Annotated in this window: 17 protein-coding genes; 5 read left to right on the top strand and 12 right to left on the bottom strand. The window is 63.3% G+C overall.

Features of this window, described 5'->3' with window-relative positions; translation table 11 throughout:
• Positions 1–31: 31 nt before the first annotated feature.
• The 10 genes from mtnK to GSQ90_RS24560 all read right to left on the bottom strand — a co-directional run bounded on the left by mtnK (position 32) and on the right by GSQ90_RS24560 (position 12,074).
• Positions 32–1,294, bottom strand: a complete 1,263-nt coding sequence (gene mtnK / locus GSQ90_RS24605) for an S-methyl-5-thioribose kinase (protein ID WP_158817611.1) — start codon at positions 1,292–1,294, stop codon at positions 32–34.
• Positions 1,295–1,328: 34 nt separating this feature from the next.
• Positions 1,329–2,369 (bottom strand): ABC transporter permease, encoded by a 1,041-nt coding sequence (locus GSQ90_RS24600; RefSeq protein WP_158817708.1) that lies wholly within the window; start codon positions 2,367–2,369, stop codon positions 1,329–1,331.
• Between the two features lie 19 nt (positions 2,370–2,388).
• Positions 2,389–3,885 carry a sugar ABC transporter ATP-binding protein gene (locus GSQ90_RS24595; protein WP_158817610.1) on the bottom strand — a complete coding sequence of 499 codons (1,497 nt, stop codon included), beginning with the start codon at positions 3,883–3,885 and terminating at the stop codon, positions 2,389–2,391.
• Between the two features lie 23 nt (positions 3,886–3,908).
• Positions 3,909–4,943, bottom strand: coding sequence for a sugar ABC transporter substrate-binding protein (locus GSQ90_RS24590; protein WP_158817609.1), 1,035 nt, complete (start codon positions 4,941–4,943; stop codon positions 3,909–3,911).
• A 272-nt stretch (positions 4,944–5,215) separates the two neighbouring features.
• Positions 5,216–8,107 (bottom strand): EAL domain-containing protein, encoded by a 2,892-nt coding sequence (locus GSQ90_RS24585; RefSeq protein WP_246731757.1) that lies wholly within the window; start codon positions 8,105–8,107, stop codon positions 5,216–5,218.
• 446 nt (positions 8,108–8,553) lie between these two features.
• On the bottom strand, positions 8,554–9,300 hold the full coding sequence (msrA, locus tag GSQ90_RS24580; protein ID WP_158817608.1) for a peptide-methionine (S)-S-oxide reductase MsrA: 747 nt from the start codon (positions 9,298–9,300) through the stop codon (positions 8,554–8,556).
• A gap of 114 nt (positions 9,301–9,414) precedes the next feature.
• Positions 9,415–9,966 (bottom strand): cytochrome b, encoded by a 552-nt coding sequence (locus GSQ90_RS24575; protein WP_158817607.1) that lies wholly within the window; start codon positions 9,964–9,966, stop codon positions 9,415–9,417.
• Between the two features lie 2 nt (positions 9,967–9,968).
• Positions 9,969–10,568, bottom strand: a complete 600-nt coding sequence (locus tag GSQ90_RS24570; RefSeq protein ID WP_158817606.1) for a YceI family protein — start codon at positions 10,566–10,568, stop codon at positions 9,969–9,971.
• Positions 10,569–10,708: 140 nt separating this feature from the next.
• Positions 10,709–11,509, bottom strand: a complete 801-nt coding sequence (locus tag GSQ90_RS24565; protein WP_158817605.1) for an anti-sigma factor — start codon at positions 11,507–11,509, stop codon at positions 10,709–10,711.
• A 22-nt stretch (positions 11,510–11,531) separates the two neighbouring features.
• Positions 11,532–12,074 (bottom strand): RNA polymerase sigma factor, encoded by a 543-nt coding sequence (locus tag GSQ90_RS24560; RefSeq protein WP_158817604.1) that lies wholly within the window; start codon positions 12,072–12,074, stop codon positions 11,532–11,534.
• Positions 12,075–12,217: 143 nt separating this feature from the next.
• Here GSQ90_RS24560 and GSQ90_RS24555 point away from each other — a divergent pair, with 143 nt between their 5' ends.
• The 4 genes from GSQ90_RS24555 to GSQ90_RS24540 all read left to right on the top strand — a co-directional run bounded on the left by GSQ90_RS24555 (position 12,218) and on the right by GSQ90_RS24540 (position 15,725).
• The gene (locus GSQ90_RS24555; RefSeq protein WP_246731756.1) at positions 12,218–12,844 is read left to right on the top strand and encodes a M48 family metallopeptidase; all 627 of its coding nucleotides are present in this window, start codon (positions 12,218–12,220) and stop codon (positions 12,842–12,844) included.
• A 67-nt stretch (positions 12,845–12,911) separates the two neighbouring features.
• Positions 12,912–13,379, top strand: coding sequence for a DoxX family protein (locus GSQ90_RS24550; RefSeq protein WP_158817603.1), 468 nt, complete (start codon positions 12,912–12,914; stop codon positions 13,377–13,379).
• A gap of 455 nt (positions 13,380–13,834) precedes the next feature.
• Positions 13,835–15,076, top strand: a complete 1,242-nt coding sequence (locus tag GSQ90_RS24545; RefSeq protein ID WP_210254973.1) for a LysM peptidoglycan-binding domain-containing protein — start codon at positions 13,835–13,837, stop codon at positions 15,074–15,076.
• A 199-nt stretch (positions 15,077–15,275) separates the two neighbouring features.
• The gene (locus GSQ90_RS24540; protein ID WP_158817601.1) at positions 15,276–15,725 is read left to right on the top strand and encodes a hypothetical protein; all 450 of its coding nucleotides are present in this window, start codon (positions 15,276–15,278) and stop codon (positions 15,723–15,725) included.
• Between the two features lie 219 nt (positions 15,726–15,944).
• Here the strand turns inward: GSQ90_RS24540 and GSQ90_RS24535 are convergent, their stop codons facing one another.
• Both GSQ90_RS24535 and GSQ90_RS24530 read right to left on the bottom strand, forming a co-directional pair.
• Entirely contained in the window at positions 15,945–16,214 is a 270-nt protein-coding gene (locus tag GSQ90_RS24535) for a hypothetical protein (protein WP_158817600.1), read from the bottom strand.
• Between the two features lie 71 nt (positions 16,215–16,285).
• Complete coding sequence (locus GSQ90_RS24530; protein ID WP_158817599.1) at positions 16,286–16,519, bottom strand: hypothetical protein; 234 nt, start codon at positions 16,517–16,519, stop codon at positions 16,286–16,288.
• Between the two features lie 448 nt (positions 16,520–16,967).
• Between GSQ90_RS24530 and GSQ90_RS24525 the strand changes: the two genes are divergently transcribed.
• Positions 16,968–17,156, top strand: a complete 189-nt coding sequence (locus GSQ90_RS24525; protein ID WP_158817598.1) for a hypothetical protein — start codon at positions 16,968–16,970, stop codon at positions 17,154–17,156.
• Positions 17,157–17,183 lie beyond the last annotated feature (27 nt).

The following is a 17,183-nucleotide window of genomic DNA, read 5'->3' as shown; positions in this document are numbered from 1 at the left end:
GGCCGCACGCTGTGCCGAGGCGTAGCCACGCTTAAGCGCCGTGAATGGCTCGCGCGGCGCCGACGACTTCGGCGATATCGGAAAACGCCTTGGCCTCGAGCAGCAATTGGCGACCAAGCTGAAGCGCTTTGCTTTCACACTTGGCGCGCCGCTCGGCGTTCGCGATGCTTTCGAGATCCTCGACATGGGCGAGGCCGAGGATTCGGCGGATCATTTTGGCGCCGGCGAAGGCGAGCGAATCTTCAAAGATAACGCGCATGAACCGTTGGCGCTCGGCCTCCATCGCCGAACGATCCTCGACGGACGTAAAGAGACTCGCGGGATAGGCGTCGCCGCCGCGCGCGTCTCGCCAAAGCGCGAGGAAGCGGTCATGAAATCCCGTCCACACCGCTTTGACCTGATCGAATATCCATTCACGATAGCTGTCGCGCTGGCGCGGCGCGGCCTCATGACCCTCCTGCGCAAAATAGGCGATGAGGAGATTGCCAAGCACCGCGCCAACATCGAAGCCGATCGGCCCAATGAAGGCGAATTCAGGATCGATGACGCGCGTGTCCGTCGACGTCAGCATGATCGACCCGGTGTGCAGGTCGCCATGGATCAACGCTTGAGCGCTGGTCATGAATTGATATTTGCGAGCCTGCGCTGCCGCCTTCAACGCGGCGTCGCGCTCGAAAGCCTGCTTTTGTGCGTCGAGCCAGGGCCGGTTCCAGCGATTGAGCGGCGCCTCGCGATAAGGGTCGGTGAAGACGAGATCCTCGGTGATCTTGCAGAGCGCAATATTGGGCGCAAATAGCGCGACGCGCGCCTTGTGTTCGGCGGCCGAGCCGGCGAGCACGGATGTGTTGAACAAAGTCGCAGCGAGGAATTCGGCGATATCGGCGGCGAAATGGGGGTATTCGACGCCGCGGATCAAGCCCTTGCGCATGATGACATGCGGATGCAGATATTCCATGACGATCATCGCCTGTTCGCGATCGAAATGAAAAACCTGCGGCGTCAGACGCGGCGCATAGCGGGCCTGTTCGGTCAGCGCATTATATTCGAACCATGAGCGTTCCAGCGGCAAAGGCCAGGAATCGCCGACCAGCCGCACATAGGGGAGGGCCTGTTTCACCACGATTCCGCCCGCCTCGCCTTCGACGATGAAGACGAGGTTGAGATTGCCGTCGCCGACCTCGCGAATGCGCCAGTCCGTCGCCTTGCCGCCCAGCCTTTCGCTGATTGCGGGAAGCGCCGTCAGCGTCGCGGCAAGCGTGGCGCCGTCGACGGGCGCATAGACCGCATGCGACATTCAGAACGGTCCTCTCAGGCTCTATGCAATCGCTTCACGCGCCTTTACCGGCGGTCCGCGCCGTGCGCAATCGCTCGGCGTAAATATTGACGATCAGCGCGATGAGCAGGATGACCCCGCGAATGAGAATTTTCAGGAAACTATCGATCTTCACATAGTCGAGGCCGTTGTTCAGCACGCCCAGAACGAACAGACCAACAATCGTATTGCCTATGCCGCCCCGCCCGCCGAACAGGCTGGTGCCGCCAACCACCACGGCGGCGATCGCGTCGAGCAGGAACGTGTCGAATTCGTTCTGTTGCGCGCTGCCGAAATAGGCGACGCCGAGCATGCCGGCGACGCCCGAACACATCGCCGAAATCACCATGACCGCGCCGACGATGAAGCGGACGTTGACGCCTGAATATTCCGCCGCCTCCCTGTTGCCGCCGACCATATAAACATAGCGGCCAAAACGTGTGTAGGTCAGCACGAGATGGGCGACAAGCAGGAAGATCGCCGCGACGATGATGATCCAGGGAACGCCGCCGATCGACTTCGAGCCGAGCGTCAGGATCAGGCTCGGGACGGAATAGGCGATCTGGCCGCGCACCAGCACCGCCGAAATGCCCGCGCCGATCTGCATCATCGCCAGCGTCATGATGAACGAGGGAATGCCGATGCGCGTGACGCCGAAGGCGGTGATCAGGCCGAGCCCGCAGCAGGCGAAGAGCGTCAGGATAATGGCGATCGGCCCTGCCATCGGCAGGTTCGCGATGTTCACATAATCGGGCTGCAGCGTGAAGAACGTCAACACGATCGCGGTGGCGTTGGCGACTGCCGCGACGCTGAGGTCGATTTCGGCGGTCAGAATGACGAAAGTAAGCCCGACTGCAATGATCGCCGTCACCGACACCTGCTGAAGAATATTCTCGAGATTGTCGAGCGTGGCGAAGGAGGGGCTCGCCAGGCTGAAGAAGATGACGAGAAACAGCAGCGTGATGAACGGCGCGATATTGCGTAATTGATCACGCAGGAAGTCGCCGAGGCGAAACGTGCGGGCAGGGGGGCTGGCATTTGCGCCTTGCGTGTCCATCAATCTAAAAGCCCCATCGTCAAGCCGCCGCCAGCAGGCGGTCTTTGCTGATCGCCTCGCTCGCGAATTCATGGGCGATCTCGCCCTTGCGCATCACCAGAACGCGATCGGCGAGCGAAAGAACCGTCTCGGGCTCGGTCGAAAAAACGATGACCGCAATGCCCTGATCGCGCAGCGCGCGAACGATTTTCACGACATCCTCCTTGGCGCCGACGTCCATGCCGCGCGTCGGCTCGGCGAGCAGGAGGATGCGCGGCGGGTGGGTCAGCCATTTGGCGAGCGCGACCTTTTGCTGATTGCCGCCGGACAGACCGCCGAGACGCGCCTCGATGTGGGGGGGGCGTATGTCGAGGCTCTTCACCTGCGCTTGGGCGATCACACGTTCGCGATCGGGCTTGAGCAGCCAGCGCGACAGCCGTTCGAGGATGGCGATCGAAACGTTCTTGAAAACAGGCTCCTCGCTGAACAGCATCGCGCGCCGGCTCTCCGCGACATAGGCGATGCCGGCCCGCTTGCCGGCGGTCGTGTTGGCGAGCGTCATGGGCCGGCCCGCAATCTCCATGACGCCATGATCGGCGCGCAGCCGGCCAAACAACGTGCGTGCGAGTTCAAGTTGGCCGCATCCCATGAAGCCGTAGACGCCGAGCACTTCGCCAGCCCGCGCCTCGAAGGAGACTTCGCGATAAGCCGGCGCCAGGGTCAATCCCTTCGTTGCAAGCACGACCGGCGCCTCGGGGCGGCTGTCGAGCCTTATCTCGCCGAGATAACTCTCTTCCAGCTCCTCGCGGCCAAGGCCGATCATGCGCTCGATGATCCAGGCCTTGTCGATCGCCGCCGTCACTGGCGTCGTCGCAACCTTGCGGCCGTTGCGAAATATAGTGATCTCGTCAGATATTTTCAGGATGTCATCGAGGAAGTGCGAGATGAAGACGATGCTGCGGCCGCTCGCCTTGACCTTCGAGAGAACGCTGAACAGGCGCTCGATTTCCGGGGGCGAGAGCGCTGAGGTCGGTTCGTCAAGAATGATGATGCGCGCGCCGGAAAAGAGCACGCGGGAAAGCTCGACAAGTTGTTGCACGCCGATCGGGAAATCGCCGAGGCGGGCGCGCGGATCGATGTCGAGGCCGAGGTTTTTCAACTGCTCCGCCGCGGCGCGCGCCATATCGCGCCACGCGACAATTCCGAGGCGGTTGACCGGTTGCGCGCCCAGGAAGACATTTTCCGCGACGCTGAGCTCCGGCGCGACGCTGAGCTCCTGATGCACCATGCCTATCCCGGCCGCCAGCGCGTCGCGCGACGAGCGGAAGCGAACGGGCTGACCGTTGATCTTCATTTGACCTTCATCGGCGCCATGGGCGCCGGCGATGATTTTCATCAGCGTGCTTTTGCCGGCGCCATTCTCGCCGGCAAGACCGTGAATCTCGCCAGCGAGCAGGGTGAAGTCGACGTCTCGAAGCGCTTGGACGCCGCCAAACGACTTCGAGACGCCGGTCAGTTCGAGCAGCGCGGACGCCATCGCCGCGTTTCCGCCGGTGTCGATCAGATCAGGAACTGCTCTTCCATCCAGAGCATGCCGTCGGCATTGTCTTTGGTGACGACCGGGCCGTCGGTGACGATATTTTTTGGAATGTCCGTTCCTGTCTTGGCGCCGTTGATCGCCGCGGAGACGCCGGCGATGATCGCGCCGCCGTGGATACGGCACGACGGGTTGCGCACGGTGGCGAACATCTGGCCCCCCTGCACAGCCTTGATGGCGGGCGGCATGGCGTCGACGCCGCCGATCTTGGTTTCCGTGCGGCCCTTGGCCTGCATCACCTTTGAGGCTGCGAGCGCCATATCGTCATTGTGGAAGAAGGCCGCGTCGATCTTGGGATATTTGGTCAGCAGCGTTTCCCAGATGCGCGCAACCTTGGTGACGTCCCAATCGGCGGGTTGCTCGTCGAGAAGCTGGATTTTGGGGAACTTGGAGAGGACGGAGTGGAAACCTTTGGCGCGGCCCTGAGCTCCGGTATGGCCGAGCGCGCCCTGCGTCATGACGATTGTGCCATCGCCATTGATCGCGTTGACGAGCGCTTGCGTCACCGACGCTCCCATGAATTCGTTGTTGGGCGCGAGCAGCGACAGGACGTTGATCGTGTCGAGCGGTGCAATCAGCGTGTCCATGTCGATCACCGGAATCCCGGCGTCGATCATCTTGTTGACCGGAGCGGTCAGCGTGCCGATGCCGAACGCCTGGATCGCGACGAAATCCCATTTCTGCGAGGCCATGTTGTCGATCGCCGAGCGCTGCTTGACCGCGTCGAGCTGGCCGTCGAACCACGTGACCTCGACGTTGAAGAGGGAGCCCCAATATTCGGCGGCCTGCTTGCCCTGCGCGCACCAGGTCGCCTGCAATCCGGCGTTCGAGAAAGCCGCCTTCAAAGGCCGCGTCGCCTTGCCCGCTTCCTTCGCCATGGCGGCGCCGATTAGGGGATTGAAGCCAAATCCGCCGAACAAGGCGGCCGCGCCCGCGCCGGTCGCGGCGCCGCGCAACAGATTGCGCCGGGCTTGAGATTCCGGATTCGAGATATCCATGGTATTTTTCCTCCCGCTATCATGGCGCTTTTCGCCAATATTTTAGTCTGACAAGCTAGCATGACACAGAAGTTGATTTGACTTCAAGCGAGCCCATCGATCGCTGCCGGTTCTTACTGCGGCGGCAAGACGTTCGTCTTCCGTCATGGCCTGGACGGGCCCGGCTCGGATGCAAGGGACGCCAAAAATGAGAACTGTTGATTGATCGCGACCGAGCCGGCGCACGTAAACGGGCGCGGAGAGGCGAGTTTATTAAAGAAGGGCGCTGCGCCCTATGCCGCCGCCAGTGAAACGTCGCGCACGCGCTCGATGAGTTCGGGAATATTCGCGGCAGGGACCGGCCGGCTGAAATAATAGCCTTGGGCCTCGTGACAGCCGTCGTCGCGCAGCCATTTGAACTGCTCGTAGGTCTCCACGCCCTCGGCTGTTGTGCGCATCGAAAGGCTATCAGCAAGGGTGCGAATGGCGCGCACGATCGGGCCGGGTCCGTCGGCGGCCTCCAAATCCCGGACAAAGGATTGATCGATCTTGATCTTGTCGAATGGGAAAGCTCTGAGATAGCTGAGCGAAGAATATCCCGTGCCGAAATCGTCCATCGCGATGCGGATGCCGTAACCGCGCAGCGTATGAAGCACGGCGAGCGTCGCCACATTATCGGCGAGCAGCACGGATTCGGTAATTTCCAATTCGAGCCGGCGCGGCGCCAGGCCGGCGGCGGCAAGCGCGTCTTGCACCGTCTGGACGAGGGACGAGCCCTTGAATTGCACTGCCGAAACATTCACCGCCAGCGTGATATGAGTTGGCCACTCGCATGCCTCGGCGCAGGCGCGCCGCAACACCCATTCTCCAAGCGGAACGATCAGTCCGATCTCCTCGGCCAGGGTTATGAACTCGCCCGGCATGATGAGGCCGCGGGTCGGATGCCGCCATCGCACCAAAGCCTCGAAACCGCCAATCCGGTCATGCGTCAGATCGTAGATCGGCTGATAATAGAGTTCGAATTCGTCCCTTTGGAGCGCATCGCGTAGGTCAAGCTCCAACGTGCGTCGCGCCTGAAGCCGCGTGTCCATTTCCGCTTCGAAAAACCGCCAGGTGCCGCGGCCGTCCGATTTGGCGCGATAGAGCGCGACATCGGCGCTCTTGAGCAGCTTGTCGCGGGTGAGGCCGTCTCCCGGCGACAGCGAAATGCCGACGCTCGCGCCGATCGTGATGCGATGTCCCACGACATCGTAAGGAGCGCTCAACGCCTCAATGGCGCTATGAGCCAGAGTCGCGGCCGTCTCGGGACGATCCACCCTGCGTTGCACAATAGCGAATTCGTCGCCGCCGAGCCGGGCGACGGTGTCAGCTTCCCGCGCGCAATGCTGCAAACGTTTTGCCGCCAGACGCAGCAACTCGTCGCCGACATGATGACCGAGCGTATCGTTCACTTGCTTGAAGCGGTCGAGGTCGAAAGAGAGCACGGCGAAGCCTCCCTCGCGCCCGGCATTGGCAATCGCTTCCTCGACTTTTTCGCCAAACAACACGCGGTTGGGCAGGCCGGTCAGCGCGTCGTGGCGCGCCATGAACGCGATTCGCGCTTCGGAGTGGCGCTGCTCGGTGATATCCTCATAGGTGGCAACCCAGCCGCCATCGGCCATCGGCTGATGAACGATCGCGACGACGCGGCCGCCGCTGAGCTCCTGGTGGTAGACGCCGCCCTTGCGTCGGCTGGCGAACGCGGTCTGTTCCGCCATCAGATCGGACGCGCTCTTGCCCTCATGGACGCCGGCTGCGATTCTCAGTTCGAGGATATCGCGGAACGTAAGCCCAGTCCGGACCGCGGCCGGCGACAGTTCATAGATTTCGCAAAAGCGCCGATTGACGACCTTGAGCCGGTTCTCAGAGTCGAACAGGCACAGGCCTTGCGACATATTGTCGAGCGCCGCGTCGAGACGCAGATTGGTCGCTGTGGCCTTCTCTTCCTGTTCCTTCAATTCGCTGATGTCGCTCCAGACGGCGACCGATCCGCCGTCCCGAGTCATGCTTTGACTGATCCTCAGCCAACGCCCGTCCCGAAGATGCGTCTCGCCGGTAACCGGCAGGCGGCCGTCCAGCCGAAGCATCGGGGCGCCATGGCCCACAGCATGGGTCAAAGCGGAGGAAAGCTCTGCGACTGCGGCGCCCTGATGCAGGAGAGCGGAGGCGTCGCCGAGAAAATTGGCGGCCTGCGAATTGGCCAGAGCGATCCGGCCCTCGGCGTCGACGACCACCACCCCTTCGCGCGAGCCCTCAAGGGCGTCGGCGAGCCGCGTCTGCGCTGAACGGCGCTCGGCGACCTCACGCTCCATCATCGTGCCGATCTGGTCGCGCATGACGCCCATCGCGGCGAGCAGCACGCCCAGCTCGTCCGCGCCGCCCTCTGGGATCGCGCCATCCAGCTTGCCCTGGGCGATGCGTCCGGCGATCGCGGAGGCGGCGGCCACCGGTCCGATGATGCGCCGAGCCAGCAACCAGGCGACCACGGCTGAAAGCAATATTGCGAGCGTGGTTCCGAAGAGATTGAGCCGCAGATCCGCCGCCACGCTCGCCAGCGCGCGCTGGCGGTTGGCGAAGCCGTCGCCGGCCGTCGCGTTGACCAGCAGATTGATCTCTTGATTGACCGCTTCCGCATAGCGGTCGAGCGTCCCCCAGGAGGCGTCCGGCGCGTTGGCGTCGATCGAAGCGCCGCGCTGATCGCTCCAGGCTTCGAGCGCGCGCCGCGCATTTTGCACGGTTTGCGCAGCGCGAGCCGAATGCGATCGATCGGCGGCGATCTGCAGGTCCTCGTTCAGGGACTGGCCGAGCCCATCGATGGTCTCGTCGAGCTTTCGTCGCAAGCCCGCGTCTTGAGCGATCGAACGGCGCGTGAACGCGGCTTGCATCGCGGCAAAGTCGGCCGCCGCCGCATGGGCGTAGTTGGTCGACATCAAGGATTCGTCAAAGGTCTTGGCCACGAGCGCGCCAGCGTGCTTCATGCCGAGCGCGGCATATCCGCCCAGCGCGCCGGTAATGACGCTCATGGCGAGAAACGCGATCAGGATGCGCCCCCGGATCGTTCCGAGTAGCGAACCCCAGCGCGTGCTCGTCCAACCCCGCCAATTGGGCCGGATCGGACGATCCAATGCGGTCATGATATTGGCCATCGCGCGCGACTTTTCCCTAGTACATCTGAAAAATAGACGCGGTCCGTTAAAGCGCTCTTAAGCAAGGCGACCTAAATCGATCAATGATTTAGCGGAATCGGAGATGTTGATGGGGGTATTTCCGCCGCGACCGACGCTTCGGGCGTTTGGGGAAATCTGGCGATTGATCGCGCAACAGCCGCATAAGGCCTTCCCGGCGTGGGGAAGGCCTTTTTCGGCGTCGTAGCTTTCTGCTTAAGTCCGCCCGCAAATTGGGCACGCCCATTTTCAGGGCGTGCGGCCGGGCGCGGCGCTCCTGCCCGGCGAACGCGTCATCCGTCGCGGCGGCATCGTGCGGATCGTCATTGATAACGGCGATCCAGGGCGCTACGTCCGCATCAAATCAGATGGATTCAAGGCGGTGGGGACCGATCGGGCCGCAAGTGGTCTTGCCATATCCCCGACAGTCACTCCGTCGATCGCGCCATACTGACGAGGACCGGGTCCTGCCGGTATGAATCGGGGAACAATTGCTTCAGGGCCTCGACCTTGGGCAAATCGTTGATCGCGATATAGGGATAGTTCGGGTTGAGCGTCAGAAAATCCTGATGATAATTCTCGGCCGCATAGAATCCCCTCAGCGCCTCGATTTTGGTGACGATCGGCGCGCCGAACGCTCCGGCCTTGTCGAGTTGCGCGATGTAGCTCTTGGCGATTCTGGCCTGATCGGCGTTGCCGGCGAAAATCTCCGAGCGGTATTGCGTGCCGGTGTCCGGCCCCTGGCGGTTGAGTTCGGTCGGGTCATGAGCTACCGCGAAATAGATTTGCAGCAGGCGGCCGTAGCTCACCTGCCGCGGATCGAACGTGATTTTCACCGATTCCGCATGGCCGGTCGATCCCGTGCTGACGGTCTCGTATTGCGCCGTGCTCTTTTCGCCGCCCGCATAGCCCGAGAGCGCATTGGTCACGCCCTTGACGTGCTGGAACACGCCTTGAACGCCCCAAAAGCAGCCGCCCGCAAAGACCGCGACTTCCGAACTCGCGCTGGATTGCTCATCGACGACCGGCGCGGGCAGGGGATGCGACTGCTCGGCGGCCATCGGACGGGAAAGCAGGAGGCTTGCGCCAAGGCCCAGAACTGTTGCGACAAGAAAACCCGGCCGCGCGAACCGCGCTATGCGCGGAGCGCTAAATTCATTCTTCGGTGCGGTCATGTCTCACTCCTCTGCTGGTCGTAGGCGCCTCGACCTATCCCTGTAACCCATACGAAACGGGCGCTGTTTTGTTACAGACACGGTGAGTCTCACGGCGATTTGATCATTTCAGCCTTATCGGAACCGAACCATGCGCCGTAGAACGTCGTCGCGGTCGAGGAAATGGTGCTTTAGAGCCGCGGCAATATGCAAAACAAGCAGCCCCATCAGGAGCCGAGAGACCATATAATGCAAAAAGGTCATTTCGGCCGATAGCGTCGCGTCGGCGTCGACAAGATTGGGAATGACGAAAAGATCGAAAAATCGTGTCGGGATGGCGATGATCGCGGCCGAGGCCAACAGCCAGCCCGACAAAACCGCGACCAGCAGCAGCACGTAGAACGTCGCATGCGTCAGACCGGCGAGACGCCGCTCCCAATGCGGCATTGTAGGGGGCGCCGGCGGAGAAGATTGGACGAGGCGCGCGCCCAACCGAAGCAGCAATAAGGCCAGGCTGAGGAAGCCAAGCGATTTATGAAGCTGGTAGAGGTCGAATTTCGTCGCCGCCCCGAGGTCGGCATGGACCATGAACCAGCCAAGCCCGAGCAGGACAAGAATAAGAGCCGCCGACAGCCAGTGCAGCGCGATCGTCGGCGCGCTCCAACGTTGCTCCGATCCCCCGTCCATGCTCATTGCTCGATAGCTTCGCTCGCCACCAGCAGGTCGACATCGCGTGAAATAACGGGAAAACCCGAATTCATGCCAAATGCGAGTCGATCGATTTTCGCGTGCGCCGTAAACCCGAGCCGCGCGCGCGATTGCCCTGTCTGACGGCTTACCGCGACATCGACGGTCAAGGGCATCGTCACCCCAAGCATCGTCAGGTCGCCGGTGACGCGGATTTCGTGCTCGTCGATTTTTTCCACGGCTGTGGAAGTAAAGACGATTTCTTTGAAGCGGGCGGCGTTCAGAAACGCCGCGCTGCGAAGATAGTCGCTGAACGACGCGGAGCCGACATCGATCGACTGAGCTTCGACATGGAAACTCACGCGACTCTGTCCGGGATGGTCGAAATCGACGCTGATACGGCCGTCGAATTGGTGGAATTCGCCTTCGGTTTTGGGATAGCCGACAGCGTCGATGGAAAAGGATATGCGCGTGCGCGCCGGATCGATCGCCCAGTTGGAGCGCGCCGCCGCGTCGCCGGCCTGCCCGATTGTCAGGGCCGTAAGCGCCAGCGCCACAATAGCTGGATGTCGATAGATTTTCGGCGCAAAGGGTAAAAACATGGAGTTTCGGCCTTCTTGAATGCTGGCGCTCCAGCGTGAGACGCGTCGCCGCAATTGCGGCGGCTCGGCTTGGGATCAAGGAAACAGCTCAAGACGAGGAATTATACGACCGAAGATGCGAGGCGCCGACACAGGCGCGTTTAAAACCGGCGTTCAAGCGAGTTCGCGAGTTCGGCCATTTGATCGACAGGCAGCCGTCCGATCAACATATAGCCATGGCCCGCGCGCGCCCATGATGATACCGTGAAGCCCCCGCGCTTCTCTGCTTTCATCGCAGCGTCCGGTTCCGAATCGCGGATGATGCAGAAGAGCACTGGCCCGGTCGCCGGATCGATATAGCCGAGTTGACCGAGCGGAGCGCCATCGTAGCTGAAAATCTGCGCGCCCCTGAATTGCAGGCTCGTCAAGGCAATCCGCTCGGGCGTCAGAGCCAGGCCGATTTTCGCGCCAAGCGCGCTGAGTTCGTCTGGCTGCGACGCCGTCTTCGCGGCAAAAGTGTCAGGGGTGTAGAGGCTCATATATTCGGCGACCGCCTGTCGCCAGTCTTCATGCTGGCCGCTTGCAGGCGCAGCTATTTCCGGAGAGGCGGTCGACCAAGACGGACCAAAGCGGCCGACAGCGATGCCTGCGCAGAACAGGATGATGGCCGCGGCGGCGGCGAAGCGATTTGCGCGAAAAGCCGACAACGCGCGGAAGGATGCGCTCTCGTGTTCCCCTCCGTCGAGCGCGGCAAGGAAGGCGTTCAGCCGTTCGACGGGCGCTTCATCGAGCAGGCTCTGGAACGCCGGCGCGAATGGCCGGCCGCCGTCCCGCAGCCTCGCTAAGCGTTCGCGCAGATCGGCGTCGCCCGCCAAGCGCGCCTCGACGGCGCCGCGCGCGCTTTCGTCGAGGCGCCCGTCGATAAAGGCGACGAGCCGGGCGTCGTCATCATCGCCAGTCATGTTGCCATCCTGTTTTCATCGCCTACCTCCAGCCGCCGTCGTCTGGGCGGCGCGCCTGATCAGGTTCGGACGCCGCCCCCATTTTCCCAAGCGTCAATCGCGCCGCCGCCAGCCGGCTCATGATCGTGCCGATCGGAGCGGCGAGGACTTCGGCCGCCTCGCGATAACTCAAGCCCTCGACATAGACGAGCAGCACGGCCTCCCGTTGCGCTTCGGGAAGTCCGCCAACTTCTCTCAACACTTGAGCCGCGAAAATATTCGTTTCGATTTGATGGCCGCCGTCGACGACAAGCGCTTCGCTGGCGTCAACGAAGCCGCCGCCCTCGCGCACGCGTCGGGAGCGTAACTCATTGAGCCAGATGGAGCGTAGAATCGAAAACAGCCACCGATCGAGCTGCGTGCCCGGCTGAAATTGGTCAGCCCGCTCGATGGCGCGCACGCATGTCGCCTGAACGAGGTCGTCCGCCACATCGCGGGCGCCGGACAGCACGAGGCCATAACGCCAGAGACGCGCGAGATTTGCCGCCAAACCGGCCTTCACCTCTTGCGGACCGATCGCCTTCATGGGGCGCCCTTCATTGCAGACCTATGTCGCCCCGCGCGCCGCGGGCGTCGGGAACCGATCGGCGAAAAATCATGCGAAGGCGAATGAATATTTCGCGACCCCGACGTGTTTGTTGTTCGCTCGTCGACAAGGAGGCATAGGTCATGACACCGACATTATCACACGGACGCGTTCGTCTGCTCGCCGCGCCAATGGCGCTTGTCCTGGGCCTCATGCTCGTGAGCGCCCCACGCGCTTTGGCGAGCGGAGGAGCCGGCGGCGGGGGAGGAGGCGGAGGTGGGGGCGACGGCGCGATGGGCGCGGCGCCGTCCGGGCAGCGCAATAGTCAGACCGACCTGACGACTTGCGACAGGGGCAAGGTCTGGGATGCGAAAAACAAGAAATGCGTCGCCAAACACAGCGGCGTTCTGCCCGACGCGGCGTTGACTGAATATGCCTACGCCCTCGCCAAAGCGGAACGCTATCAAGAGGCGTTGGATATTCTGGACACATTGCAGGATTCCAATACGCCGCGGGCCTGGAACTACCGCGGCTATGCAACCCGCAAACTCGGCCGCACCGAAGAGGGAATAGGCTATTATCTGAAATCGGTCGCCCTCGATCCGAACTATGCGCAAGTGCGCGAATATCTCGGCGAGGCCTATGTCATCCAGAACAAGCTCGATCTGGCGAAAGAGCAGTTGCAGACGATTCAAAAACTCTGCGGTTCGACCGAATGCGAGGAATATGAGGACCTCTCGGAAGCGATCGGCAAAGCGCAAAATCTGTAACTGGAAATGATCGGATTTCGCCGCTCGCCCCGCGATGCGCGATTGGGCTGAAACAGGAAGGTTGCGCATGTCGACTGGCGAACGGCGGAGCCGTGACTGGAATGCTGGCGTTCCGCACGGACTCGTCGACCCGATTGTCTTCGTTGGACGGGCGCTGATGGCCTATATTTTTGTCGTCGAAGGCTATGGCAAAATCGTCCATTATTCCGACGTCGCGGGCTATATGCTGGATCACGGCGTCACATCGCTTCTATTGCCGCTGGCCATCCTCACGGAACTCGGCGGCGGCCTGATGATCTTGAGCGGCCTGATGACGCGCTGGGCGGCGATCGCCTTGGCCGGATTCGCCATTCTCACCGCGCTCATTTTTCATAGCGACGCCGCCGACGCTGGGCAGGTCATAAACTTTCAGAAGAACCTCGCCATCGCCGGCGGCTTTCTCGTGCTGGCCGCCTTGGGGCCCGGCGCGTGGTCGCTCGATGGCTGGCGCGCGCGGGCGAAACAGCGCGGATCGGCCTCGAAGCCAGCAAATTAAGGGTTGTCGCCACTTCGGTCCGGGTGCAAACTCGCGCCCAATGAAACGACCATCGCCAAAGATGGCGCTAAGGGCGATGCGCGATGTTGCAAAAGGGAGCGATATATTGGGCGGCGGCGTTCGGCGCCGTAGCGGCTGTAGGGGCAGGGGGCGTCGTCTGGCGTTACCAGCGTCAGGCAGTCCAGGCGGGCCCCCCGGCGCAACTGCTCAGTCCGGCGTCCCATGCCCCAAACAGCCCTCCGCAAACGGTTGCGGCGGCGCCCGCCAGCGCGCCGACTATAGTCGGGTCGGCGCCCCCAGCGCAGGCGGTCCCTGCCGTTTCGCCGCCAGCGCCAAAACAGCCGGCGCCCGCTCCGCAAGCAGATTTGCCGAGTCCACAATTCGATATCGTTCGCGTTGAACCGACGGGGGAGGCGGTCATCGCCGGTCACGGCGCGCCGAAGGCGAAAGTGGCGATGACCGATCACGGTGAGGTGGTCGCCGAAGCGGATGCCGACGAGGCTGGACAATTTGTGATGATTCCGCCCGCCTTTGCGCCTGGCGCCCATGCGCTTGGCCTGACCGCACGCGTCGGCGATGGTCCGCCTGTCCAATCGCCCGGGATCGTGGGGATCGATGTGCCGCAGCCGCCGGCGAAGCCGGCGCCTGGTCCCACGATCGCCTCCGCGGCGTCTATCCCCGCGACGACGGCGAGCCCACCGTCTGCGTCCGCTCCGCCCGCGAAGGTGGCGTCTGCGCAGCCCGCGAAAAATCCTGCTCAGTCGAGCGCCGTCGCGCTACCGGCGCCGGCGGTGCGCGCGATTGAGGCTCCCGCCCAGACACCAAAGAGTCCTCCTCAACAAAATGCCGCGGCGCCAGCGCCCGCAAAGCCAGCCGAACCCATCGTCGTCGCCAGGAGCGAAGCGTCCGCGCCCGCCGCCGCGGCGGCGGCGCGCACCGTTATCTCCGGCGTCGCCGCCGATGAAGCGGGCCGCATGGTGGCGACTGGCGCGGCGCCGGCCGGCGCGTTGCTGCGCCTCTATCTCAACGGCTCTTTCCTCGCCAATGTCACGGCCGGGGCCAATGGACTCTGGTCTCTCACCGTCGAACACGGCATGAGCGGCGGCGCCTATTCCATCCGCGCCGATGAGATCGATGCGACCAAGGATTCCGTGATTTCACGCGCGGAAGTGCCGTTCAACTATCCCCAGCATCTGGCCGAACTGGTCGCGCCCAAGCCGCCTCCCTCCGCGCCGCCCGTCGCCGCGCCGGCGCGGCCCCCTGCGCCGGAACCGCAAAAGGCGATTGCTGCGCTGACGCCGGCGCCAGCGCCTGCCGCTTCCCCGCCTGCCGCCGCTGCGCCTCCGGCGGTCCCGCCCGCGACTGCTTCGCCGCCGGCCGTCGCTGCTTCCGGCGCGTCGGGGGTCGCATCCGCGCCGCCCGCAGCCAATTCAGCGGTCGCGCCGCTTCCAGCGGCGTCTGCGCCGCCGGCCTCGGTCGCAGATGCGCAACCCGCGGACGCGGCCCATGCCATCGTCAGGCGCATCGACACCAAGAGAGTCGTTCCCGGCGACAGCCTCTGGGCGATTAGCGCGCAGATTTACGGCAACGGCCTTCGCTATACGCAGATTTACGCCGCCAATGCCGGGCAAATCCGCAATCCCCGGCTCATCTATCCCGGTCAGATTTTCGTGCTGCCGCAGCCGACGCCCTTCTGAAGCGGCGCACTCTGTCAGCATCGCTGACCTTTTACCACATTTGGTTTTGCGGCCTTTTGCACGGCGCCGGCGCTGGCCCATCGAGGCTTTGACGCAATCTCGCCTCATCCCGGCTTTAAGGGGCCCGGCTCCAGAGCCTGCGCGCTGCGTCGGTCTCGTTCCACGCAGCCCGCTGCATCAACAAGAGAAGCCTTAAAATATGATCTATAACAAAGCCCGCCTCGCGGCGGCGGCCTTCGCCTGCCTATGCGCTGGCCCCGCCTCCGCCCAATGCCTTGTCATCGGCGACAGCATCGCCGTCGGCCTCGCCGGCCAGTTTTCCCGATGCGAATCCCGCGCCAAGGTGGGACTGCCGTCCGGCGCGATCGCGCGCCTCGCCACGGGCGCGCCGACCGCCGAATGGGCGGCGATCAGCGCCGGATCGAACGATCCCGCCAATAGGGCCTTGCGGGGCAATCTCGAAGCCATACGCCAAAAGGTTCGCGCGGGCCGGGTCATATGGATCGTGCCCCGCAACGCCCAGGCCGCCGCGGCGGTGCGCGCCGTGGCCGGCGCGCATGGCGATTCCTCGGTCGCGTTCTCAAGCGGCCGGGATGGCGTTCATCCCCGATCCTATCCTACGCTCGCCAGGGGCGTAGGGGCGTCGTAACGCGCCTGCACCCCGGCAGGACGAGGGTCTTGCGGGCCGCCGAGATGTGGCCATCTCAAGGCGGCCCAGCCGCGACGAACCGGGAGGAGAACAGTCGCGGCTTCGCCGAAACGGACAAGTCCGCCAAAGGTTCCATCTCCGCCGTTGCTTATTTGCGCCGCGGCCGTTCGCCAGCGAATGAGCGGCTTGCGTCGATCCGCCCCCGCATCGTCGCGCTCCCTAACCGTGCGGTTTGACGGGCGCGACGACGCGCGGAGCGCTCATGCGCTGATGCGCCGCGTATGGCGATCCGGGAAATGCGGGGGCGCCCGACCCAACGGGGGGCGAGGGATAGGCCGGGGTTTGCGGCGCCGGGGTGGTTGAAGGCGTCACCACCTCTGGCGTCGAAGTTCCGGTAATGTCGCCGATGCCGCTGGCGGCGGCGCCGGTCGCCATCGACGCCATGAAGGCGATCAAAAGCGCGCAGCGTCTACGTACATTGTTGGTCATAACCTTGCTCACATGCCGACCATGATGCGGCATATGGTAAACGCCGTCTGTCCTGTCCAGGTTCCAGCGCGCTAGCGCGACACGTTGCGCGCCACCGCTAAAGTCGCGACAGCGGCGGCGACGATCTTGTCGCGGTCCTGAACGCCGGCGTTCACCTGATCGATGATCGCGCTCGCCAGGAGCTGACGCGTCAGATCCGCGTCTTGTTCGACGATCTTGACCTTGAGCCACGCCTCTTCGAAGGCGTCTTTCATCAGTCTGGTCGCCTCAGGACTATAGGCCTGCGATTCAAACCGCTTCGGCATGACCGCTCTCCCTTCTCCGCCGTGCAGTCAAGCATTGGGAGGGAATTGAGTCGAATCGTCGGCGTTTTGGAATTTGGCGGCTTTCGCTGCGCCGGTCTGACGCTATTCCTATCCCGGCGGACGCAAAATCGCCGCCCCGGATATTTTTTAAAAAGTCGCGGAACCTTCCGCCGCGTCGTCTGTTTTGAGGGCGCGCCGTGATGAATGCCCCCCAGCCCTTCACGGCTCTGGGCCGCCTGAGAGAACCCCTTCCTCTCGGCGGCCCTTTTTTCGTGAGGCTGCGAGGCGCGGCGGTCTCATGTAGCCGCGCTCGCTGAGCGCGGCGGGCGCCTAACTGAGCGGGCCGCGGTCAGCGACCGCGGCTACACGAGCCACGCCACGTCCAAAACCCGGCGCGGAACGATTGCGCGCGCGCGACGTTAACCCTGGCCTTTAGGAGAACAGATCGATGCGCGCACTGATTGCCTTGATAGTGATCGTCTACCTCGTCGGCGTTGGCGTCGCGCTTTCGCCGACGATTCAGGCCAAATGGAGCAGCGCTTCGGCGGCGGAGCTCGCTTCGAGCGTCACGCAGGCGCTGCCCAATGCCGTCGCATGGCCGGCGAGGGCTTTCCACAGCGTGACCGACCACGGCTGATTGCTGCGGGAGCTCCCGCCTAGCGAG

The sequence above is a fragment of the Methylocapsa sp. S129 genome (genome assembly GCF_009765995.1).
Taxonomy (GTDB): Bacteria; Pseudomonadota; Alphaproteobacteria; order Rhizobiales; family Beijerinckiaceae; genus Roseiarcus.
The sequence above is the reverse complement of the archived record's forward strand: the minus strand, read 5'-3'. Positions and strand labels throughout refer to the sequence as shown.